The following is a 23266-nucleotide window of genomic DNA, read 5'->3' on the forward strand; positions in this document are numbered from 1 at the left end:
GTTATGACCCATTCTCAGCAAATTCCCATTACCCAAGTCGACACTCTGTCAGCGGCAGAATACGAGGAAATTGACCATGAATTGACGCTATTGGAGACACGGCAAGCCGCTAGTATTGAAGCGTTAAAAATAGTTCAGCGTCATCGCGGTTGGATAAGTGATCAATCGTTAAAGGCGATTGCAGATTATTTACAAATTCCTGTTGCTGATCTTGAAGGGGTCGCCACGTTTTATAATTTGATTTATCGCCAGCCCGTGGGAAAACACGTCATTCATGTCTGCAATAGTGTGGCATGTCATTTATGTGGTTATGACGAGGTGTTGCGCGCAATTAAGCAGCATTTGCAAATCGATTACGGTGAAACTACTGCTGATGGCAACTTTACCTTGTTATCAAATGCATGTTTAGGGGGCTGTGATAAAGCGCCCGTTCTAATGATAGGCAAAGAGCATCATGGCAATTTGACTTCAACAAGCGTCATTGACCTTCTTAATAGTGTTCAAGGGGAAAACTTAGGTGAACAAGAGGGGAGCAAGCAATGACCGCGCTTTCTCATCCACTAACTTACCAAGTGAACTTAACATCACCTAAAACACTCTCGGCTTATTGTGACGATGGCGGTTATCAAGGCGCTCGTATTGCGTTAACACAATTTAGTCCTGAACAAGCGGTTGAGCAAGTTAAAGCCTCAGGTTTAAAAGGGCGGGGCGGAGCTGGGTTTCCCACGGGGATGAAGTGGAGTTTTGTACCTCGAAAGGCAACAAAAACAGAAAATGAAAACACCTACCTTGTTTGTAATGCAGATGAAATGGAACCAGGAACATTTAAAGACCGGTTATTGTTAGAAGGAGTTCCTCATCAACTCATTGAGGCTATGGTTATCGCGGCTTATGCTATTGGTGCCAATAAAGGCTACATCTTTTTGCGAGGTGAATACCATTTAGCAGCGCAGCGAATCACTCATGCATTAAACGAAGCCAAAACCGCCAATTGGCTGGGAGATAATATTCAAGGTACAGGGTTTAATTTTGAACTGCATTTACACACCAGTGCTGGGCGATACATCTGCGGTGAAGAAACTGCATTAATTAACGCGCTTGAAGGTAAGCGCGCTAACCCTCGGGCTAAACCACCATTTCCGCAAGTGGCTGGGCTTTTTGGCCAACCAACCATAGTCAACAATGTCGAAACATTATGCAATTTACCACATATTTTCAGGCATGGTATTGAGTGGTATCAAAGCCATGCGCCCGAAAGTGATGCTGGCACAAAAATTTATGGGGCTTGCGGCCGCGTTGCTAAGCCAGGGCTGTGGGAATTACCTATGGGGGCCCCCATTGGCAAGGTGCTAAATGACTGTGCTGGTGGAATGCAATCAGGATTAAAGTTAAAAGGTTTATTACCCGGTGGTGCATCAACCGACTTTTTATTACCTCAACATTTGGATGTGCCTATGGATTATGACCATGTTGCTAAAGCTGGTAGTCGCTTAGGCACTGGCGGGCTGATTGTTTTAGACGATAAACAATGCCCTGTGGCTATGGTGCTAAATTTATTGCGCTTTTTTGCTCAGGAGTCGTGTGGTTGGTGTACACCGTGTCGAGACGGTACGCCATGGGCGGTTCAGCTTTTAGAAAAAATCGAGCAAGGCAAGGGGCAGTTAGCTGATATTGATGAACTGTATCGTTTATGTGACTTTATGTGGATTGGTAAAACACATTGTGCATTAGCGCCTGGTGCGGTTGAACCACTTAGAAGTGCACTCAATTATTTTAATGATGACTTTGTTCAACACATTGAATTGCATCATTGCCCCTATCACCATGGAGAACGCCATGGCTGACAATCAATTAACCATCTACATTGATAATGTGCCAGTGTTAGTGAATGCCAATGATAATTTATTGGCCGGTGTATTATCTAACAAGTTCGATTTGCCTTATTTTTGCTGGCACCCTGCAATGGGCTCTGTTGGTGCATGTCGTCAATGTGCTGTTACCTTGTTTCAAGATGAAAATGATACCCGTGGTCGTTTAGCCATGGCTTGTACCACGCCAGTATTTGATGGCATGCGCATTTCCATTAAAGATCTAGCGGCAAGTGAGTTTCGCGAACAAGTGATTGCTGCCATGATGACCAATCATCCTCATGATTGCCCTGTTTGTGCTGAAGGAGGTGAATGTCATCTGCAAGATATGACAGTCATGACTGGGCATACCAAACGCCAATATAGTGGTGAAAAACGTACCTTTGTAAACCAAGATTTAGGTCAATTTGTTGGTCATGAAATGAATCGCTGTATAACGTGTTATCGCTGCGTGCGTTTTTATCATGATTACGCGGGCGGGCAAGATTTTGGTGTCTTTGGCTCAAAAAACCAAGTGTATTTTGGCCGACATGAGGATGGACAGCTTGAAAGTGAATTTAGTGGCAACTTGGTGGAAGTGTGTCCAACAGGGGTATTTACCAACAAGTTGTTTTCAGAACACTATGCGCGAAAATGGGATTTGCAATCTGCACCGTCTGTATGTCATTTGTGTTCGGTAGGTTGTAATACCAGTATAGGTGAACGTTATGGCAGTGTTCGCCGCGTGGTCAATCGTTATAAGCATGATATTAACGGCTATTTTCTATGTGATCATGGCCGTTATGGCATTGCCCATGTTAATCAACAAAACCGAATGACAGAAACTAAAGGCATAGCAGCATCTTTGCCCACGGGAATAAGCCGCACAGATGTACTAAAAAGCCTCGCTTGGATGAATGGACAATCGCTGATTGGTATAGGTTCTTCTCGGTCAAGTTTAGAGGCAAATGCCTTACTTAAACAGTTAGTTGGCAATGAACAGTTTAGTGCAGGATTTAGTAACAAAGCCTTTGAATTAGCGAAATATCACGCACATTATTTTGATGCGAATAAAAGTGTTAACTTGCATCAAATTGAACAGGCTGATTGTGTTTTTATAGTCGATGAAGATATTAGTCAAACAGCGCCAAGAATGGCGTTGTCAGTCAGACAGGCACTACGCAATAAAGGCATCAAAAAAGCTGAGTCCATGGGCATTCCTCAATGGCAAGACAGCGCGGTGCGCACTATTGCCGGCGAGAAAAAGTCGCCTCTTTTTATTTTATCTAGCCAACCGTCAAAATTAGATCAAGAAGCCGAACAATTATTGCTTGGCTCTCATTTGATGATCACTGAGGTGCTGCACCAGTTGATTGAGCAAGATGTGACAGCTCATCACTATTGCACATTTATCAAAGCATTTATTCACGCGTGGCAACATGCAAAATCTCCTGTGTTTATTTGTGGCTGGCAGCATCAAAACATTAAAGCCTTCACCCATACATTAGCTTGCATTGAATTTTTAATAGCGCTTAATGCCAATTCGCGCTTTGTCATTGTGCCGCCCGATGCCAATACGTTAGGGCAGCTAACCTTATTGGATGGTAAGACGTTAACAGTGCAGCAAGCGTGGCATTTAGCGATAACTAACCCTGACATTGCTGGGGTAGTTGTTTTAGAAAATGAACTGAATTGTTTAACTGAAGCCGATCGAGACGCGCTAAAACACAGCGGTAAAAAGTTGCTGGTGATCGATCATTGTCATTCTGAACTGAGTCACATTGCAGATGTAGTTTTACCTTGTGCACCGATAAGTGAAAGCCATGGTCATTTGGTGAATTATCAAGGTGTGATTCAACATTATTTTCCTGCATTACCCACACAACGCCCTGTCCAAGAAAACTGGCAGTGGTTAGTGTTACTGGCTGAAGCGGTTACTTCATCAAAAAGTAAATGGCAAGGCATTAAGGATTTTCATCAACTGCATGAGCAATTGGCCACTGATATTGATAACTGGTCTATTTCGACTGAAGAGCTAGCAAAAAATATCGCAAGAGAAACACCAAGAGTCAGTGGAAGAACGGCAAAATCCGCCAATCAATCAGTTCATGAACCTAAAGTCACACAAAGCAATGATGATGGTTATCGATTTTCTATGGAAGGGGGCAAAGCCTCATTAGATGCCAATATGCCTTATGTTTGGTCACCAGGTTGGAACTCAAATCAAGCCATTAGTAAATATCAGCGACAAGTGAATGATGAGTTAATTCATAAAAAAGACGTAAAACAAGTGACAATTGACTATAACCCTGAGCTTTTCGAAAACAGCCATCAACATACTGCTGAGCGTCAATTGCCAATCATGCTTGCGTGGTATTGCCAACAGTATCAAAGCCAGTGTATTCCAGAATTTCAGTTGTTACATCAAGGCAATCAGTTATTGGTTTCCAATGAATGGGCACAACGAGAACATTGGCAGCAAGGTACTTGGCTTGAACTGGATATTGACTTTAATGTTGAACGCAAAAGCATCATGGCAAAAGTTATCATTGAACCTAGATTTAGTGGTTTGCACATGGCGTTAAAACTCGACGAGTATTGCGCAGGCACCGCGGAATTAAACAGTGCCTCGATCGCGTCAACATCAGCTATAGATAAATATTTAACAGCAAAAGAAGATCAGTACCAGGCGGCATTAGCCGAAAAACAAGCAACACTTGTAAGGTTAAAGCAAAAAGATCAGTACATTCCTATTCGCCTTGTCGCGGGAGGCTTAGACGATGCCTGATAATGTGATCAAGTTAATACAAATCACCATTATGTTGGCACTGCTCATTCCAATTGCCGCGATGTTAGTGTGGGTAGAGCGCAGGCTTATTGGTATTTGGCAAGACAGACTTGGGCCAAATCGTGTTGGACCTTTTGGGGTTTTGCAATCGTTTGCGGACCTATTAAAAATCCTTGGTAAAGAAGACTGGGTTCCACCATTTGCCGATAAATTAGTGTTTGTGTTAGCGCCTGTTATTGGAGCTGTGTGCGTGTTAATGAGCTTTGCTGTGCTGCCATTTTCCCCCGATATTTTAATTGCGGATTTAAACATTGGCTTACTTTTCTTTTTAGCCATGGCGTCGTTGGCTGTTTATTCCGTTGTGCTTGCAGGCTGGGCCTCTAATTCCAAATATGCCTTACTTGGCGGTATGCGAGCAGCGGCGCAAACGGTGAGTTATGAAGTGTTTATGGGCTTGTCGTTAATGGGCGTGGTGTTATTAGCTGGTAGTTTTAATCTAACTGAAATTGTTCTTGCCCAGCAGCACGGTTGGTTTATCCAGTCACAATTTGTTGGTTTTGTCGTGTTTTTTATTGCTGGCATTGCTGAAAGCCATCGTTTGCCATTTGATTTACCCGAAGCTGAAACCGAGTTAACAGCAGGTTTTCATACCGAGTATTCAGGCCTTAAATTTGCCCTGTTTTTTCTGGGAGAATATTTAGGTGTCACGCTCATTTCTTGTATGTCAGTGGTGTTATTTTTTGGTGGCTGGTTAATGCCTGAGCCGCTTGATAATTGGCTACCGCCCTTTATGTGGTTTGTCTTAAAAGTGAGCTTTTTTGTCGTCTTTTTCATTTTGTTAAGAACGGCTTTACCTAGGCCAAGGTTTGATCAGTTGTTGGGATTTGGCTGGAAAGTGATGTTACCGCTGGCGTTATTAAATTTGTTAGTTACCGCATTATTATCGTTATTGGAGGTGTTGTAATGTGGAGTCAATTACGCACTATCTGGTTAGTGTTAAAACATACCTTTACTAAGGCTGATACCGTTGAGTATCCAGAGAAAAAGCCCTATTTAGCGCCTCGTTATCGTGGTCGCATAGTCCTGACCCGAGAGCCTGATGGCCAAGAGCGCTGTGTCGCTTGTAATTTATGTGCCGTTGCTTGCCCTGTTGACTGTATTGCGCTGCAACAAACAATTGATGATGACGGCCGTAAACGTGCAGAGTTTTTCCGTATAAACTTTTCCCGCTGTATTTTATGTGGCTTTTGTGAAGAAGCCTGCCCAACTTATGCCATTCAATTAACGCCTGATGTTGAACTCGCTGAATATGATAGGCAAAACCTAGTTTATGAAAAAGAACACTTATTAATAGATGGTGTCGGCAAATACCCAGATTATAGTTTTTATCAACATTCGGGCATTGCTATTGCTAAAAAAGGCAAAGGGCAGGGAGCTAAGGAAAAGCCACCAGTGGATGTAAAAGGACTCATGCCATGAACGCTAATCCTTTGGTGATTTTATTTTATTTAGCTGCGCTGATCGCCATCGTTGCCAGTATTAAAGTCGTAACACGCAATAATACAGTTCATGCTCTGCTTTATCTGGTTATTTCACTGGTTGCCGTGGCGGTGTGCTTTTACCTTATGGGAGCACCGTTTGCTGCTGGTCTTGAAGTGATTGTTTATGCTGGCGCTATTTTGGTGTTATTTGTTTTTGCCATTATGTTGTTTGGTTTACGTCAAGATGAAACGCGACTCGCGCCAAAAAATACTGGCTTTAGTGTTTGGCTTGGGCCTTGTGTGCTGGCGCTGTGTTTATTAGCTGAACTTGTCTATGTCTTACAACATGATGGAATTCAAGCACAATTATCGGCGACGGTTGTTGACTCAAAACAAGTGGGAATTTTACTTTATGGCCCTTATTTGTTGGCGGTAGAGATTGCCTCGTTTTTATTGCTTGCAGGCTTAATTGCCGGATTTCATTTTGCAAAACCACGTGAGCAAGGTGGTGATTTATGACGACTATCCCACTGATGCATGTATTAATCTTAGCCAGCACGCTTTTTGGTATTGGCTTTGTAGGTGTCATTGTCCGCAAAAACGCTTTGTTTATGTTGATGAGCTTAGAAGTGATGTTAAACGCCACAGGCGTTGCTTTTATTGGGGCTGGCGCGACATGGCAACAAGCTGACGGCCAAGTGATGTTTATTTTGATATTAACTTTGGCTGCTGCTGAAGTTGCAGTGGGTTTGGCGTTACTCATTTGTTTGCAAAACAAACACCAAACCTTAGATGTTGACGTGCTAAGTCGGTTAAAGGGGTGAGCTAATGATCTTGGCACTTTTACCTTTCTACCCTCTAATAAGTGCAATGGCATTGCTAACCTTAGGTAAACGTTTGCCATGGTTCTTGGCGTCGGTGTTAAGTGTTACTAGTGTTTTAGCTTCTGCAATTTCTACTGCCATCTTGATGTCGCAATTAGCTATACAAGAACAAGGTGCAATCCAAGTAACGTTATGGTCTTGGTTTTCACTTTACGGCAATGGTGAAGTGCCGGTAAATGTTGCCTTTAACTTTGATGCACTGTCTGCGGTGATGTGTGCTGTGGTCAGTGGTGTTGGCTTCTTGATCCATTTATATGCCGCTGCCTACATGAAAACAGATGATAATTTTCATCGGTTTATGGCGTTTATGAACCTATTTATCGTCGCCATGTTAATTTTAGTGTTAGCTGATAACTTAGTGCTTTTATATTTAGGCTGGGAAGGTGTAGGACTTTGTAGCTTTTTATTGATTGGTTTTTGGTATCAGTCAAAAGAAAATGTCGCTGCTGCGCGCAAGGCGTTTATCGTTACCCGCATTGGCGATACTTCAATGGCGATAGGTTTATTTTGGCTTTTTAACAGTTTAGGTTCTTTAAACATCGAAAGTGTTAATCAGTTAGCCATTCAAACTTGGCAAACGGGTGACAATACCGTTTTTTGGATCGCATTATTGTTACTCGGTGGAGCCGTCGGTAAATCAGCGCAATTGCCATTACACACTTGGCTGCCTGATGCCATGGCGGGTCCAACACCTGTCAGTGCACTGATCCATGCTGCCACTATGGTGACAGCCGGTGTATATCTTATTGCTCGCTTACATGATGTTTTTATTTTAGCGCCAGAGGTAATGACAATTGTCGCTATGATAGGCGCGTTGACCTTATTACTTGCTGGAATTGCCGCATTATTTCAATACGATATTAAACGCGTACTAGCATATTCAACCATGAGCCAAATAGGCTATATGATGCTGGCACTTGGGGCTGGTGCATGGAGCGCAGGTATTTTTCATTTAATGACCCACGCTTTTTTCAAAGCTTTACTGTTTTTAACTGCAGGCAGCATTATTTGGGCATTGCACCATGAGCAAAATATCTATCGCATGGGCGGCATGTTTAAGCGTTTACCCGTTGAATCCATATTATTGACCATTGGGCTTGTGTGTTTGATTGCCCTTCCTGGCACTTCGGGCTTTTTTTCAAAAGAAGCAATAATTGCCGAGCTTTGGTCTTCACCAACAGCGGGCCCCGTTTTTTGGTGGGCTGCCATAATCGGGGCGTTCATTACCAGTATTTATAGCTGTCGACTGTTTTTTTTAGTGTGCTTGGGGACGGCAAGAAATACGGTAAACCTAGAGCCAACAATGCACATCGCTTTCAAGGTCGCTTTATTTACCTTGGCAATGTTGTCGTTAATAGGAAGCTGGTTTTATGCTGATTTAACGCCTTGGTTTAGCGCCGAAATTACAAAAACGACAAATGATCCTGCTTGGCTACACGTTATTGCCATCGTAACGCCATTTATCGGGCTATTGTTTTCCTGGTTTTATTTCTCTGGCTTTAGGCAGGGCGATAAACAGCAAATTAGCCAATCAGGTAAAAATTTAAATGAGAAAACATTTTACCTATTTTGTCATCGCGGGTTAGGTATCGATAGGCTTTACCAGGTCTTATTAGTGACACCCTATATTCGGCTAAGTCAGTTAAATCGCAAAGATATCATTGACGGCGCTGTGATGTTGTTAGCTTGGTACACTCATCTATTTAAAGAAGTATGGCAATCAAGCCAAAACGGACATTTGCGCTGGTATGCCTCTGCTTTTGCTCTTGGTTTTGTGTTACTCACTGCTGGGTGGTTGTTATGACGATGCTACCACTTCTTTTAATTATGTTTGTTGGGGCTATGGCTGCGTGGCAGGGGGATAGAACAAAAAAAGGTAGCGCCCCCTGGATCGCTTTTTTTACTTTGCTTGGTGCTGCAATTTATCTATTAGTGTTTTGTTTAAGCATCGATAATTCGCTGACTCGTTTGGTCGTGACAGACAAACATATGTGGATAAGCAGCTTAAACATTTTCTTTTTACTGGCTGTTGATTATCTTAGCCTCACGCTGATCGCTTTGACCTTATTACTTGGCTTTATCGCTGTACTCATTTCCTGGCGGGAAATAAATGAAAACCTTGGCTTTTATTATTTCAACTTACTTTTGGCAGTAGCTGGCACTGTCGGTGTCTTTCTTGCCACAGACGTTTTTTTATTTTTCTTTTTCTGGGAAGTAATGTTACTACCCATTACCGCACTTATCGCGATTTGGGGGCACGAAAACCGGCGTTTTGCCGCAATTAAGTTTTTTATATTTACCCAGTTAAGTAGCCTTTGCATGTTAGTGGCAATTGTCACTATGGCAATTCTTTATAAAAACCAAGTAGGGCATTTAAGTTGGTCTTGGTTTGATTGGCAGCAAATGGCCAAACCAAACGCTTGGATGTTTTATATTATGCTGGGCTTTTTTATTGCCTTTGCCGTCAAATTACCCTCAGTGCCAGTTCACTCTTGGCTACCTGACGCGCACACTCAAGCACCCACAGCAGGCAGTGTATTGTTAGCTGGCATTTTATTAAAAACCGGTGCTTATGGCCTGATCCGTTTTGTCATTCAATTGTTTCCAGATGCGGCAAAAAGTTTTGCTTACGTGGCGATGACACTTGGCGCAATTAGTGTTTTGTATGGGGCGAAACTCGCCTTTGCTCAGCAAGACTTTAAACGATTAGTTGCCTATAGCAGTATCAGTCACATGGGCTTTGTGATGATGGCAATATTTGCTTTTAACGTTAACGCTTATCAAGGAGCCATCATTACTATGATTGCCCACGGATTAAGTAGTGCGGCACTATTTTGTTTAGCAGGGATGATTTACCAGCGAATTCACTCTCGTCAACTCAACAATATGGGAGGCTTTTGGCAAAGCGCTCCTTTTTTTGCGGGGCTTTCTCTGATGTTAGTGGCAGCTGCAACAGGTTTACCGGGTTTTGCTAATTTTATTGGCGAATTTTATAGTCTTGTTGGGGTATTTAGTAAATATCCAATACATGCTACGGCTGCAGCGATGGCAATTATTGGCTCGGCTGTTTATGGTATACGGCTGTTTCAATCTACATTTCATGGGCCTTCGACTCATGTGATTAGTGATTTAACTGTGCGAGAGTGGCTGATTCTATTGCCCTTGATATTGTTACTGGTTGTTCTTGGCTTGTGGCCAAATATATTGTTGAACCTCGGTTTTGTTGGAGGTGTTTAAATGGATGTCACTGCTTGGCTCGCTTTTACCCCACAGCTTATTGTTGCAACCGGCATTATATTTGGGATGCTTACGATTGCTTGGCGCAGAAGCCACCGCCTCATTGGTTATTTTTCTCTAGCGGTTATTACCCTAGCGATTTTGGCAACCTTGTACATTTTCCCTATACCTAGTATCGAGCTAACTCAACTTGTTAAAGTGGATTTGTTTGCTAAAACCATGTGGATATTAGTGCTAATAGCTGGCGCTATTGCCACCCTTTTAGCTATGGGAGAGTTAGAAACTGGCACTGAAGTGCACGATGAATTTTATATATTACTGTTACTGACACTACTAGGGGCAGGGGTATTAGTCACTAGTCAGCACTATGCGAGTTTGTTTTTAGGGTTTGAACTGTTAAGTATTTCGCTGGTCGGCTTAACGGGCTACTTTCGAAATAGGCAGCACAGTGTAGAAGCGAGTTTTAAATATTTAATTTTAAGCGCGAGTGCCTCAAGTTTTATGTTGCTAGGCATCGCATTTATTTACAGCCAAACAGGAACATTAAATTTTAGTTTGGCTGGTGTAACTGATATTCAAAACATGATCATGCAGCTAGGAGTTTTACTGTTATTTTCTGGTATTGCATTTAAATTATCACTGGTCCCTTTTCATTATTGGACTCCCGATGTATATCAAGGCGCAAGTAGTGCTGTAACTTTTATATTGGCTAGCGTGTCAAAAACTGCGATGTTTGTTGCGCTTTATAAATGTCTTGTCGATTCTAATTTAATAAATTTACTTGCTGGTGAAAAAATCTTGTTGGCAATGATGTTTATTAGTATTGCGTCAATGATAGTGGGAAATTGCTTAGCCCTTGGTCAACAATCAATAAAACGTTTATTGGCTTATTCGTCGATTGCACATATGGGCTATCTTGTAGTATTGCTTATGGTCTTGGGCAAGCAACATCACTCCATGATCCAATACAGTGCCTCGTATTATTTATTTGCCTATTTGTTGGCCAATGCAGGTCTTTTTTCAGTGTTATGTTGGCAAGAAAAACAAAACAAAAACGAACCGGATATTCATTTATGTCATTGGCGTGGTTTGATTTGGCGTAACCCTAGCCAAGGAATCGTTGTGCTGGTATCTGTGTTAGGACTGGCTGGTATCCCATTAACTGCAGGCTTTATTGGTAAATTTTATTTAATAATCTCGGCAAGTCATGGGCAGTTATGGTGGATGTTAAGTGCACTAATTGTGGGGAGTGGAATCGCTTTAGGTTACTACATGCCATTAATATTTGCTTTGTTTAAAGATGATGAAGTACAACAACCTTCAACGTTAGTAACAAGTGCCGGGCAAAGAATTTTCTCAATGTTTATTGTTGTAACAACCTTAGTGTTTGGTCTTTACCCCGACGTATTCGCCAATTTTTTAGCAAATTGACGAATAAATTGGTTTATTTAGTTAGTTAAAATTTATATTAATAATTAAGTTGTTGAAAAATAATGTTTTTGATAGTTGGTTTGAACATTGCTGTAGTTTGGGAAACTTATAAAAACTAAATTAGGAAGCCATATGAATTTATTAAAGTCTTTAATTGCATTAAGTGTAGTGACCACAGTGTCAGGTTGCGTGGTTATTGCTGGAACTCCTTCCAAAGCTGATTTTCATCAGCAAAAAACGTTAGATATACAGGCAAGTGATTTGACTGCGTTAAATGTTGAAGCTGGTGCTGGCTTTTTAAAAATTAAAGGCGTTGAAGGGCTAGACACGATTCAAGTAACTGCTGATATTTATACTGATAAAAAGGCCCGTGATGATTATCAACTGACACTTGTTAAACAAGGTGATAGCGCTAAATTGGTTGCGAAAAATGGCAACACTAGTGGTATTTGGAATGGCCAATCTCCAAAAATAGATTTAACAGTTCAGGTGCCACAAAGCATGATGCTTGATATTGAAGATGGCTCAGGTGCATTAACAATTGATAATATTGTCGGTGATACCAAGATAAAGGATGGCTCTGGTGGTATTGCAATTAACAATGTTAAAGGTAATTTAAAGATTGACGATGGTTCAGGTTCAATCAATGTTCAAGACGTCAATGGTGATGTGCAAATAAATGATGGCTCAGGCAGTATTTTACTTGAGCAAGTCGCGGGAAATGCTGAAATAGAAGACGGCTCAGGCTCGCTAACAGTAAAACAAGTTACAGGTCATGTAAAAGTAGATGATGGTTCTGGTGGCATTGTCATTGATAATGTCGGCTCTTTAACTATTGTTGAGTCTGGCTCAGGTGGTTTATCTGTTAAAAACGTTAAAGCTGGGTTTGAAATTGACAGCTAAATTGCCCTCGTGTTTAAAAAATATGCATTAAAACTTGTATATTCACTGAACCTCTGTATAATGCGCGCCTCACTGTTAAAGGTAGTCCTTTAACACGAAACGAGTGGGGCGATCCCAATAGACTTAGCTGATGTTTGCAGTATATAAAAACATCAGATCCTGTGATGAGTCTTCCTGGTGATTTCCTCTTAATATCACGTAAAGCGCAGTTAGCTATATCTCGCTTTACCTTGGGAAGACAATTTATGTTAAATATTGACAATGCCGAAACCGGCTTTGCTAGCCTCGGCTTGCCTGAAAATATCCTTTCTGCTGTTACTGAACTTGGTTTTACACAAGCAACTCCTATTCAAGCGAAAACTATTCCTTCATTACTTGAAGGTTATGACGTGTTAGGTGAGGCACAAACCGGTACTGGTAAAACAGCGGCATTCAGTTTACCTGCATTAACTAAAATCGACGTTCAATTACGTAAACCGCAAATGCTTGTATTAGCACCTACGCGTGAATTAGCAATTCAGGTAGCAGAAGCTATCGAAGCTTTTGCTAAAAATATTCGAGGTTTGCGTGTTGCTACTTTATATGGTGGTCAATCATATGGCCCACAATTCCAACAGCTAGAGCGCGGTGCGCAAGTTGTTGTTGGTACACCTGGGCGTTTAATGGATCACTTACGTCGTAAAAGCTTAAAGCTTCAAGACGTTTCTGTTTGTGTGTTAGATGAAGCCGATGAAATGTTAAACATGGGCTTTTTAGAAGACATTGAATGGATTTTAGAACATTTACCAGAATCGACTCAAATGGCGCTATTTTCTGCAACTATGCCAAGCCAGATTAGAAAAGTAGCCAATAGATTTTTAAAAGATCCTGTTCATGTAAAAATTGCTGCAGTTAAACAAGAAAAAGCTAATATTGAGCAACTTGCTTGGAAAGTAAGTGGCATCAATAAAGTAACAGCATTAGAGCGTATCGCTGAAACACAAGATTATGATGCGATGATCATTTTTGTTCGTACACGTAGTGATACGGTAGAAGTCGCTGAAAAACTTGAGCGTTCAGGTTACCCCGCACTTGCGTTAAATGGTGACATGAACCAGGCGCAACGTGAGCGTGCAGTTGATCAAATTAAATCGGGTAAAGCATCTATTTTAATTGCAACAGATGTTGTTGCACGTGGTTTAGACATTCCAAGAATTTCATTAGTTATCAACTATGACTTACCAGGTGATAATGAATCATATGTACATCGTATTGGTCGAACAGGTAGAGCAGGTCGCACAGGTACTGCTATTTCTTTTGTACGTCCAAGAGAGATGTATTTATTGCGTCAATATGAGCGATTAACTTCTGGCGTAATTGGAGTGTTTGAATTACCAACAATTCAAGCCATAGGTGAAACGCGTATTGAACGCACAAAAAATGCTTTGGCTAAATTAGTGGCAGAACACGATTTATCTGAGATGCGTGAGATTTTAGAGTCAATGGCAAACGAAAGTGAATTGTCAATGACAGATCTTGCTGCAGCCTTGTTGTATAACAACCAGTTAAAGCAACCTCTGAGACCAAAAGAAGATCCACGTCCACGTCGTGAAAATCGTGAAAGCCGTGACCGTGATCAAGGTCGTCGAAGAGATGATAGAAGTCGTGAGAATAGAGCTGGTAAAGAAAGAGCACCTCGTAAAGCTAAATCTTTACGTAGCGATGTTGATTGGGAAACTTATCGTTTAGAAGTTGGTAAAGAGCATGGCGCTAAGCCAGGTGACATTGTTGGTGCTATTGCAAATGAAATTGCATTAGACAGCAGTTACATTGGTCAAATCAACTTACACGATAGACACAGCTTAGTTCAGCTACCGAAAGGTATGCCTGACAAAGTGTTTAGTCAATTGAAACGTGTTCGCGTTCGTCGTCAGGCGTTGGAAATTTCAGTCGCAGGTGCTCCTGTGATTAATGACAAGCCAAAACGTCGAAGTGACAAACCAAGAAAGTCACCAAGAGTTTCTTAAAAATAAAGCGCCGTTAAGGCGCTTTTTTTTTCCTATAATGTCGGTGTTAATTAAGCAAATAATGGCTTTAATTCACGCTTAATTCTTATGTGTATCCAAAAGTTTACAGGCCGGCGCTATGCAGTGTATGGCCTGTATTTGAGTGTAATAATTAATAATCAAAAGTGACGTACATTTTGATTTACGCCTGATTTTAATTTCACTGATCGGCAATGCTTTTCCCGCAACCGTTAGCTGGTAATAATAGGAGCATAACTGTTGGAGAGATAAAACAATGACTGAAGTGACTAACCCTCTTAAACTATGCGGTATTGAGTTTACCGAATATGCAACTCCTGATTCGGATTTCATGGAAAAAGCTTTTTATGGCTTTGGCTTTTCTAAAACTAAAAAGTTTAAAGGACGTGACATTGTTTACTTTAATCAAAACGATATTCACTTTTTATTAAACAATGAGCAAAAAGGTTTTTCACGTGAGTTTGCTAAATCTCATGGTCCAGCGATTTGCTCAATGGGTTGGCGTGTAGAAGACGCAGCTTTTGCTTTTGAACAAGCGATTGCTCGTGGTGCAAAATCTGCACAGCAAGAAGAAAACAAATTACCTTACCCTGCTATTTATGGCATTGGCGATAGTTTGATTTATTTTATCGACAAGTTTGGCGCAGCGGGTAATATCTATCAAGATGACTTTGAAGATTTAGCTGAGCCAGTAATTGTTGAAGACAAAGGCTTCAAGGCTGTAGATCATCTAACTAATAACGTTTACCAAGGCACAATGGAGCACTGGGCTAACTTTTACAAAGATGTATTTGGTTTTACTGAAGTACGTTACTTTGATATCAAAGGTGAAAAAACAGCGCTTGTTTCATATGCCCTACAATCTCCGTGTGGAAACTTTTCTATTCCAATCAACGAAGGTAAAGGCACTAATAATAACCAGATTGATGAGTACTTAGACGAGTATAATGGTCCTGGTGTACAACATTTAGCATTCATCACTGATGACTTAGTTGGTTCTTTGGATAAAATCGATAAATCGATTATCGATACATTAAACATTGTGCCAGAGTACTATGATGACGTTTTTGACCGTATTCCATGGGTTAAAGAAGACAAAGAGCGTATTAAAGAGCACCAAATTTTGGTAGATAGTCAAAAAGAAAATTCTTACTTGTTGCAAATCTTCACTAAGAACATTTTTGGCCCTATCTTTATCGAGATGATCCAGCGTGTAGACGATAAAGGATTTGGTGAAGGTAACTTTACTGCACTGTTTAAGTCAATTGAACTTAACCAAATGGAACGTGGCGTCTTGTAAGCTACAACCATATTAGTTTTTAAGCCGGCATATTGCCGGCTTTTTAATGGGAATATTTAGGATTATTTACTGCTGCTTTTTGTGTGGAATTTGAGGGTGTCACTTTGATAAGTTTCATTTGATACAGTTACGTTTAAATTTCGTAGTAACCCATCCGTTAGTTTGTAAACCAATCCATGAACAGTAAGTTCTTGATTTCTTTTCCATGCGTCAATTACCGCTGTAGTTTTACTTACATTAGCAACTTGTTCAACAACATTCAGTTCACATAACAAGTCCCATTTCTGTTGCGGATCTGACACCGCATTTAGCTCTTCCATATGCATACGTTGAACGTCTTCTAAATGCCTGAGCCAATTGTCCATTAATCCATAACTTTTATCATCTAATGAAGCTTGAACACCACCACAGCCGTAATGCCCACACACAATAATGTGCTTAACTTTTAAGTACTCCACGGCAAACTGTATTACCGATAAGCAGTTGATATCGGTATGTACTACTTGGTTTGCAATATTGCGATGAACAAATATCTCACCGGGCATTAACCCTAGTAACTGGTTTGCTGGGACTCTTGAGTCTGAGCAGCCTATCCATAAATATTCGGGAGATTGTTGTTTGGAAAGGGTATCAAAAAACGTAGGATCTTCTTGATTAATTTTATCTGCCCAATTGCGATTATTTTCAAATAGCTGTTCAATATATGACATGGGGTATTGGATTATGATGAAAAAGTAACGCATTGTAGCCGCCTTAGAAATGATAAGTAAATGTTTTACTGCGAATTGCTTTGTTAAACCGCTATAATGGCTACTTGACCTCGTTTATTGGAGTTTAGGCATGTCTACAGCATGTGCTCGACATATTTTAGTAAAAACGGAAAAGCAGGCTAAAGAACTTATTGAAAAGCTGCACAATGGTGCTGATTTTGGCCAGCTTGCTAAAAAGTTTTCAACGTGTCCGTCGGGTAAAAAAGGTGGTGATTTAGGGGAGTTTCGACGTGGTCAAATGGTTAAGGCATTTGATGATGTGGTATTTAAAAAGGAAGTCTTGAAATTTCATGGTCCAGTAAAAACCCGATTTGGCTTTCATATTATTCAAACCATTTACCGCTCTTAATACTGCTTATCAAATGAAAAAGCCGCTAAATATGTTAGCGGCTTTTGATTGATTAATTATCTAACCTAAAAGCGAGCTTCTAGGTTAAGTGTCGCATAACGTGGCGTTTGCCATGCTAGTGGTGCATTGTAGAACTGGTTGCGAGAACCTGCGGTCCAGAATGCTTCATAGTTATCTACATAACTTGTTGGTTGGCTGCTATCTAACACGTTGAAGATATCCAATGATGCTTTCATGTCAACACCTTTGAATTCAAACGAGTAACTTGCCGATAGATCCAACTTAAAGGTCCATGGCGTTGTGCCATTACTACCTCTAGGGTGGTAAGTAATCGTGCCATCATCTTGTGTTACGTAGTAAGTATCACCATAGCTGCCATATAAGTCTGGATCATCACTCCAATAGCTACCACCAACAACAGAGCGTGGACGACCACTAGCTAATGTTGAGTTCCAACCAACAACAAAGTTTTCGGTTAGATTGTAACTACCAAAGAATTTAAATACATGACGTCTATCATTTGGCAGATTACCGTATGAACCATCCATTAGTGCTGGGAAGTCAAAATCAGTCGTAATACCAGCGTCTTGCTGACCATTATCTGATTTAACAGCACCTTCAAAGTTTCCATAGCTGTGTGACCAGGTATAACTTGCAGTCCAAGCGAAGTCATCAACACGGTAATTCAATGTTGTTTCTAACGCATAGTACTTATTCTCACCTTTTGGTAATCGAACAGTCGTTTTGTTGTCGTAGGTTACAGGGGTGTCGGTATCAGCTAGGCCATCATCATCAGCGTCTACGTAAAAAATAGCATCTTTACCAGGGTTGATCATTAAACAGTGTGCGTTGGAATATGCACCACAATAATCATCTAATGCTGAGTCTACGTAGCGATATGTACCTTTAACTAACATGGTATATTCGTCAGTTAAGGTGGTTTCGTAGCCTAAAATATATTCAATTTTAGAGAAAGGCTCCGCATTATTCGATACAAACGTTTTCTCTTCTGGGAAGGTTGCAATTGAGTTTACTACTTGTGAGTTTTCCATTGTTCCGTTGACAGGTGTTGCACCAATTGGCTCACCGTTAGCATCAATACCAGTAAACGTGTAGTGCGTGGTTCTATCGTCAACCCCTGACGCGGCGCGGTAAATTGTGTTATTAGCAATCGGCAAGTAATACTGACCAAAAGTACCAAACAATTTACTTTCGCCATTTCCTGTAGGATCCCAAGAGAAGCCCAAGCGTGGAGCAACGTCTGTAGTAAATGAACTGATGACACGACCAGTAACCCCTGTGTTGGTGAAATCATCAACACGTAAGCCTAGAGTTAGAGTCAAGTCGTCAGAAACTGTCCAAACATCCTCAATAAAGTAAGCTTTAATATCACTGGTAAATCCGCCGCCTTTTTCAGCATTAGAAAATACGCGATCTTGAACGTAGTCTTGTGGTTGGTCACTGGTATTAGTGAATAACACGCCATCAGTACCCTGAATCGAAGCACCTGGTTGAACTGTGTAGTATGTATATGAGTGGCCGCCGCCAGGACCAGTTGGTATCGTGAACCTTGTTGTATCACGTTCTTGTTTTTCATAACCAGCAGTGATGGTATGGTTACCAATGGTGTATTCTAAATCCAACGCATACTGTGTATTGGTGTCGTTGTTTTCACCAAATGAACCACCAGGGCCACAACTTACAGCAGGGTTAGCCGGATTAGTGCGTCCATCGTTAACAGTTGAACATTCAATATTCGATGCACTGGTTTCATATTCAGTTTCAATACGGCCAGCCATTGCGGTAACAATTAAATCGTCAGTGATATAACCTGTATAACTAATACTGTGTGTTTCACCACCACGACTACGAAGTTGTGTACCAGTAACGTCGCCAATACCTTCTTTACCTAAATTAGCATTGTATGCATAGATGGTTTCAAGTGAGTCAGTTCGATTAGAATAACCAAAATAGCTTAAACGGTGGTTGTCATTAATATCCCAATCTACTGTTGCACCCCAGAACAAATTATCGCTACCAGACGCTTCGCGCTTAATGTATTGACTGTTTGCTAAGTAGTGATTCCAAAATGATGGTTGGAAAGTTAATGTGCGGGTATCATCTTTAGGGTTGATAATCGCATAGAAGAACAACTTATCTTCGATGATTGGACCACCAACTGAAAAAGTCATTTCTTTGTTTGTTTGTTCATTGAGCGTATCGTCACGATAAATTGTTCCGGTACCTCCATTAGCGCGGGCTATTTGCTCATTATCACTGCGCCAAGCATCTGGTGTGTATGTACCTGTTACAGCAAATTCCCACTCATTAGTACCTTTTTTAGCTGTCGCGTTAATAGCACCACCTGTTGCACGCCCATAGCGAGCTGAATATCCGCCGGTTTTTACTTGGAATTCTTTATAAAATTCGAATGGTAGTTCCCCGCAACCTAAGCCGTTACGTGTGTTAGTAACTTCCATACCATTGATGTAACATATGTTCTCTGCGACCGACGAACCACCAAAAGATGCTGTGTTAGCACCAAACGCTTGGTCACCACCGATAACACCAGGTGCTAATAGTGCAACAGAAGTTAAAGTACGTGATACGGGCAGGCGATCAATTTCTGCTTCACCGATAACTAAGCCTGAATCTGAAGAGGTTAAATCTAAAGTAGCAACTGATGAAGCTACCACTTCGATGACTTCCGTATCATCATTAGGTGCTTCAATTTCAAAGTTAGTGATGGTATTTGCACCCAGTGATAAGCGCACTTTTTCTAGTGCTAACACCTGATTGCCTTTTGAAACCGTAACTTCATAGTTACCTGTAGGTAATTTCGCTAAACGGTAGCTACCATCAGCATCTAATTCTATTGTTCGCGATGTGCCTGTATCAACATTGACCGCTTTTACCGTAATACCTTCTGCAACACCTTTGGTGATTGATATCACACCACGAATATCTTCAGCGCTTGCCGTAGACATGCCGATTACGGAGGATATAGCGATTGCAGTTAATGAACGGGTAAAAATCTTAGTGTAACTAGATTTTTTCATAGTGTTCTCCCTGAATATTTTTATAAATTTATGATTATTGTTTAGCGTCGCTAGCTTTTTATCGATCGTGTTTAAAAATCGTTGCTGTATTTTTAGACGCTCGTTTGATAGTAGGTCTAGCATCTAAAAAAGTGCAATAACGCTAAGGGGTAAACATAAGTGGTTTGAAACACTTTGAAATATATTTGATTTCTATGTATGCATAAAAAGTAAGGGATTGAGTGCAGCGGATACTGAAATGTTTCACAAATGAAACATATCGAATGGCCAGTTTATATAAAAACCTGGAGGTATGGCTTTAAAGTGCAATTAAAACATGTGTTTACGGACGTGGATTATTGAAATAATGTTAAAGGCTGGAGATGTTTTGTCTGAAAATTTGTATCCAAACAGTAAAATTTAACTTATTGATAATGTGGGGTTTAATGATTTTTGTACAGTTAACGTTACTTTTTTGAACGATTTGTGTGGGGGATAATTGCTCAATAAACTGTAACTGAATTTATCTAAGGCTTTTAGATGTATATATACCGATAAACTTAAGAAACACACTTAATAAGCGTGTAGCGTCGTACAACATATAATAGTCATGAACTCGGTGAAATTTACTTTTTAAACTGCTGATCTTTAATTTTTTGTTCACGCTCTCGTTGTTTTATCTTTTTTAGTTGTGACTCATCTAACTTAAACTTTTTCGCGGTTGATAAAATGTGTAGTAAAGCACCGACAATAACAATAATGACGAGCCCGATGATTAAATAGGTAGCCAATGTCCTTTTCTCCTTGTTTTAAATTTCGAGCCACTTAAAGATAAATAAAGCTGGGTACGTACTTTGATGTATAACAAATATAAATGGCTCTAATGTTTGTTAATTTTACAGTACAACGCTTAAAAAATATTCGCAAAAATTAACATTTACCTGTAAGTTAATTTAAGCCCCTGTGAAATATAACAAAAGTAAACTGGACGTGATATGAATAATAAGCTGCATTTCAAGTTAATGATTCCACTTTTGGCTAGTGGTTTGCTAGTACTATTAATGGTTGCTGTGTTTGTTGATCAGTTGTCTAAAACGGGTGCTATTACCTTAGTTTTAGCAAGCTTGTTATTCCAAGTTATCTGCTGTTTTTTCTTTTATCAACACCAACTAATTCAAAGGCTTGTTAGTTTAAAGCAGTATTTAAGTTTAGCGACAGATATTGATAAAGCTCCTCCTTCAAATTTTAAAGATGATAAACAAGATGAATTGGCAGAAGTGACTAATGAACTGAGTCAATTTATTGATGAATTAAGCAGAGTATTAGCAGATATTCGACAAGAGTCTGAACAACTACGAGGTGGTGCCGGAGCGCTTACAAGTCAAATAAGTGATGCTGTGTTGGCTGTTGATCAATCGAGTGAACAAATTACTCAAATGGCAAATTCAATCGATGATATCGCATCAACATCGGCAACATTATCTCAGAGTGCTGCACAAGTAAGTGATACAACCCACCAAGTAGTGGATATTTTACGTCAGGGGGAAACAGCTTCTAGTACAAGTCAGCAAACTATCACTGCGTTTGCCTCAGAAGTTAATGAAATGGCAAACGACTTGGCGCTTTTGCAAGAAGAATGCGCAAGAATAGGCTCTGTGCTAGATGTCATTAGAGGGATTGCGGATCAAACTAATCTACTCGCTTTAAACGCTGCCATTGAGGCAGCACGAGCAGGTGAACAAGGCAGGGGGTTTGCAGTAGTGGCCGATGAAGTTAGAGCTTTAGCGCATCGTACACAAGAGTCTACGGTTGAAATCCAATCTATGGTAGAAGGCCTTCAAGAAAAGTCGAATAATGCAGTGAGTGCAATTGGCAAAGGGCAAGCGTTAACTCAAGATAGCTTGGCGCAATCGGAAGATGTGGTTGCAGCATTAAACAAAGTGGCGGATGTCTTTAATGAAGTGAATAATCTCACTTCCCAAATTGCTAGTGGCACTGAACAACAGCAACATGCTACGGCATCAATTAACGATAATATGGCTGCCGTTGTAGCTTTAAGCCAAGATATTAATAGCGCATTGAATAAAGTGGCAGAACACGCTGAGCGTCAAAAGGCGACTTCGGAAGATGTTGACTCAACCTTAAATAGAGTGTGTATTTAACCTCAGCTTCGCATAAGCAATGCGTTTCTAGGTGCTATTTTTACTGACTTCTGCGTTATTTTGAAGCGAAATAGCTAGCTATTCCTGCTGCAAAACACCTTGAATTCAGACAAAAATATCAACCTAGAAAAATAAGAGACTGCTAACTTATTGTTTTCTTTGATTTAGCGCTATTTCTTATACAAACCTGAAGTTATTTAGAAAGCGTTACGACGCATCTTTGGTTTTAGTTTTCGTTTGATTTATTTGCTTCTAGGCGACCGAGAGCAATGCCAATTGTCATGCCTATGATGATAGTCAACATCATTGCAGGAAGATTTAAATCTAGTAACATTCCAATAGATGATCCTATCCAAGTGCCTCCCCCCCCCAAAAAAAACAACTTGGGGTTTAGGATCGCGCTTTTTTTGTCTTTTAGCATTTTCTCTTAATCATTAGTTTTATGTTGGCGCCTTTCCTCGGCCAACTTTTTAAGTTGTTTTGACTGTTTGTGCAAACTGGCTCGCACTAATAAATCACGGTCTTCATCTTGGATATAGTGATAGATAACTTGGTAGGTGAATAGGTCACCTTCTGGTAAAGAGGAGTCAGCGTGATTGACCGTAATCACTTCACCGTAACAGAAAATAGCGCAGTTATCTGCGGGGATAAATATTTTAGCTTCGAGCATGTCACCTACTGAAAATTCAGTGTTGCTTTCAAAGCTAAAACCACCACCACCAAAGCTTTTGCCTTGATGCCTATTTTCTTTTTGATTTTCTTGCTGCACGATATAACTCATCATTAAGTCAATTTTTTGAGCTTGAAAGTTGAGGTAATCAACAAGTTGGCCTGCAATTCCGCTAAGTGCCTGTATAGGTTTTAATGCCGATTGATCAATTGTTGCAATCTCAGAAGCCATTTTAAAAGGCGCAGGTATGCAATCTACAAATGTTTGGTAGCTGCCAATGTGCTGTGGATCTAACAGGGTTACGTTGACAGTAAAGTCATCGTCAATAGAAAAAAACTCATTAAATTGAGCAAGTTTGTCAGTTAAATCTGATCCAGTCATA

General features: G+C 40.5%; 19 protein-coding genes. 15 read left to right on the forward strand and 4 right to left on the reverse strand.

Features of this window, described 5'->3' with window-relative positions; translation table 11 throughout:
* Positions 1 to 3 precede the first annotated feature (3 nt).
* From nuoE to hppD, 13 genes are all read left to right on the forward strand, one after another.
* Entirely contained in the window at positions 4 to 543 is a 540-nt protein-coding gene (gene nuoE / locus IE199_RS03000) for an NADH-quinone oxidoreductase subunit NuoE (protein WP_189767219.1), read from the forward strand.
* Entirely contained in the window at positions 540 to 1844 is a 1305-nt protein-coding gene (gene nuoF, locus IE199_RS03005; protein WP_189767220.1) for an NADH-quinone oxidoreductase subunit NuoF, read from the forward strand. Before nuoE ends, nuoF begins: the two co-directional genes overlap by 4 nt.
* Positions 1837 to 4635 carry an NADH-quinone oxidoreductase subunit NuoG gene (gene nuoG, locus IE199_RS03010; protein ID WP_189767221.1) on the forward strand — a complete coding sequence of 933 codons (2799 nt, stop codon included), beginning with the start codon at positions 1837 to 1839 and terminating at the stop codon, positions 4633 to 4635. Before nuoF ends, nuoG begins: the two co-directional genes overlap by 8 nt.
* Complete coding sequence (nuoH, locus tag IE199_RS03015; protein ID WP_189767222.1) at positions 4628 to 5599, forward strand: NADH-quinone oxidoreductase subunit NuoH; 972 nt, start codon at positions 4628 to 4630, stop codon at positions 5597 to 5599. Before nuoG ends, nuoH begins: the two co-directional genes overlap by 8 nt.
* Positions 5599 to 6114, forward strand: a complete 516-nt coding sequence (nuoI, locus tag IE199_RS03020) for an NADH-quinone oxidoreductase subunit NuoI (RefSeq protein WP_189767223.1) — start codon at positions 5599 to 5601, stop codon at positions 6112 to 6114. Before nuoH ends, nuoI begins: the two co-directional genes overlap by 1 nt.
* Complete coding sequence (gene nuoJ, locus IE199_RS03025) at positions 6111 to 6635, forward strand: NADH-quinone oxidoreductase subunit J (RefSeq protein WP_229854502.1); 525 nt, start codon at positions 6111 to 6113, stop codon at positions 6633 to 6635. Before nuoI ends, nuoJ begins: the two co-directional genes overlap by 4 nt.
* On the forward strand, positions 6632 to 6940 hold the full coding sequence (gene nuoK, locus IE199_RS03030) for an NADH-quinone oxidoreductase subunit NuoK (RefSeq protein WP_189767224.1): 309 nt from the start codon (positions 6632 to 6634) through the stop codon (positions 6938 to 6940). Before nuoJ ends, nuoK begins: the two co-directional genes overlap by 4 nt.
* A gap of 4 nt (positions 6941 to 6944) precedes the next feature.
* On the forward strand, positions 6945 to 8804 hold the full coding sequence (gene nuoL, locus IE199_RS03035; RefSeq protein ID WP_189767225.1) for an NADH-quinone oxidoreductase subunit L: 1860 nt from the start codon (positions 6945 to 6947) through the stop codon (positions 8802 to 8804).
* A complete protein-coding gene (locus IE199_RS03040; RefSeq protein ID WP_189767226.1) occupies positions 8801 to 10237 on the forward strand; it encodes a complex I subunit 4 family protein in 1437 nt (478 codons plus the stop codon). The genes nuoL and IE199_RS03040 overlap by 4 nt, the downstream gene beginning before the upstream one ends.
* Positions 10238 to 11668 carry an NADH-quinone oxidoreductase subunit N gene (locus IE199_RS03045; RefSeq protein ID WP_189767227.1) on the forward strand — a complete coding sequence of 477 codons (1431 nt, stop codon included), beginning with the start codon at positions 10238 to 10240 and terminating at the stop codon, positions 11666 to 11668.
* Between the two features lie 132 nt (positions 11669 to 11800).
* Positions 11801 to 12571 carry a DUF4097 family beta strand repeat-containing protein gene (locus IE199_RS03050; RefSeq protein WP_189767228.1) on the forward strand — a complete coding sequence of 257 codons (771 nt, stop codon included), beginning with the start codon at positions 11801 to 11803 and terminating at the stop codon, positions 12569 to 12571.
* Positions 12572 to 12705: 134 nt separating this feature from the next.
* Positions 12706 to 14577, forward strand: a complete 1872-nt coding sequence (locus IE199_RS03055) for a DEAD/DEAH box helicase (protein ID WP_308436235.1) — start codon at positions 12706 to 12708, stop codon at positions 14575 to 14577.
* Between the two features lie 274 nt (positions 14578 to 14851).
* A complete protein-coding gene (gene hppD, locus IE199_RS03060; protein WP_189767229.1) occupies positions 14852 to 15895 on the forward strand; it encodes a 4-hydroxyphenylpyruvate dioxygenase in 1044 nt (347 codons plus the stop codon).
* 62 nt (positions 15896 to 15957) lie between these two features.
* Here hppD and can read toward each other — a convergent pair whose 3' ends face one another.
* A complete protein-coding gene (gene can / locus IE199_RS03065) occupies positions 15958 to 16605 on the reverse strand; it encodes a carbonate dehydratase (RefSeq protein WP_189767325.1) in 648 nt (215 codons plus the stop codon).
* Positions 16606 to 16735: 130 nt separating this feature from the next.
* Between can and ppiC the strand changes: the two genes are divergently transcribed.
* The gene (gene ppiC / locus IE199_RS03070) at positions 16736 to 17014 is read left to right on the forward strand and encodes a peptidylprolyl isomerase PpiC (protein ID WP_189767230.1); all 279 of its coding nucleotides are present in this window, start codon (positions 16736 to 16738) and stop codon (positions 17012 to 17014) included.
* Positions 17015 to 17079: 65 nt separating this feature from the next.
* Here the strand turns inward: ppiC and IE199_RS03075 are convergent, their stop codons facing one another.
* Complete coding sequence (locus IE199_RS03075) at positions 17080 to 20073, reverse strand: TonB-dependent receptor (RefSeq protein ID WP_189767231.1); 2994 nt, start codon at positions 20071 to 20073, stop codon at positions 17080 to 17082.
* 605 nt (positions 20074 to 20678) lie between these two features.
* On the reverse strand, positions 20679 to 20843 hold the full coding sequence (locus tag IE199_RS03080) for a DUF2897 family protein (protein WP_189767232.1): 165 nt from the start codon (positions 20841 to 20843) through the stop codon (positions 20679 to 20681).
* 204 nt (positions 20844 to 21047) lie between these two features.
* Between IE199_RS03080 and IE199_RS03085 the strand changes: the two genes are divergently transcribed.
* Positions 21048 to 22214: a methyl-accepting chemotaxis protein gene (locus IE199_RS03085; RefSeq protein ID WP_189767233.1), complete on the forward strand. Its 1167-nt coding sequence runs from the start codon at positions 21048 to 21050 to the stop codon at positions 22212 to 22214.
* Between the two features lie 427 nt (positions 22215 to 22641).
* Here IE199_RS03085 and IE199_RS03090 read toward each other — a convergent pair whose 3' ends face one another.
* Positions 22642 to 23265 (reverse strand): PilZ domain-containing protein, encoded by a 624-nt coding sequence (locus IE199_RS03090; RefSeq protein ID WP_189767234.1) that lies wholly within the window; start codon positions 23263 to 23265, stop codon positions 22642 to 22644.
* Position 23266: the final 1 nt, after the last annotated feature.

This window comes from Thalassotalea marina (assembly GCF_014656435.1).
GTDB classification, from domain to species: domain Bacteria; phylum Pseudomonadota; class Gammaproteobacteria; order Enterobacterales; family Alteromonadaceae; genus Thalassotalea_C; species Thalassotalea_C marina.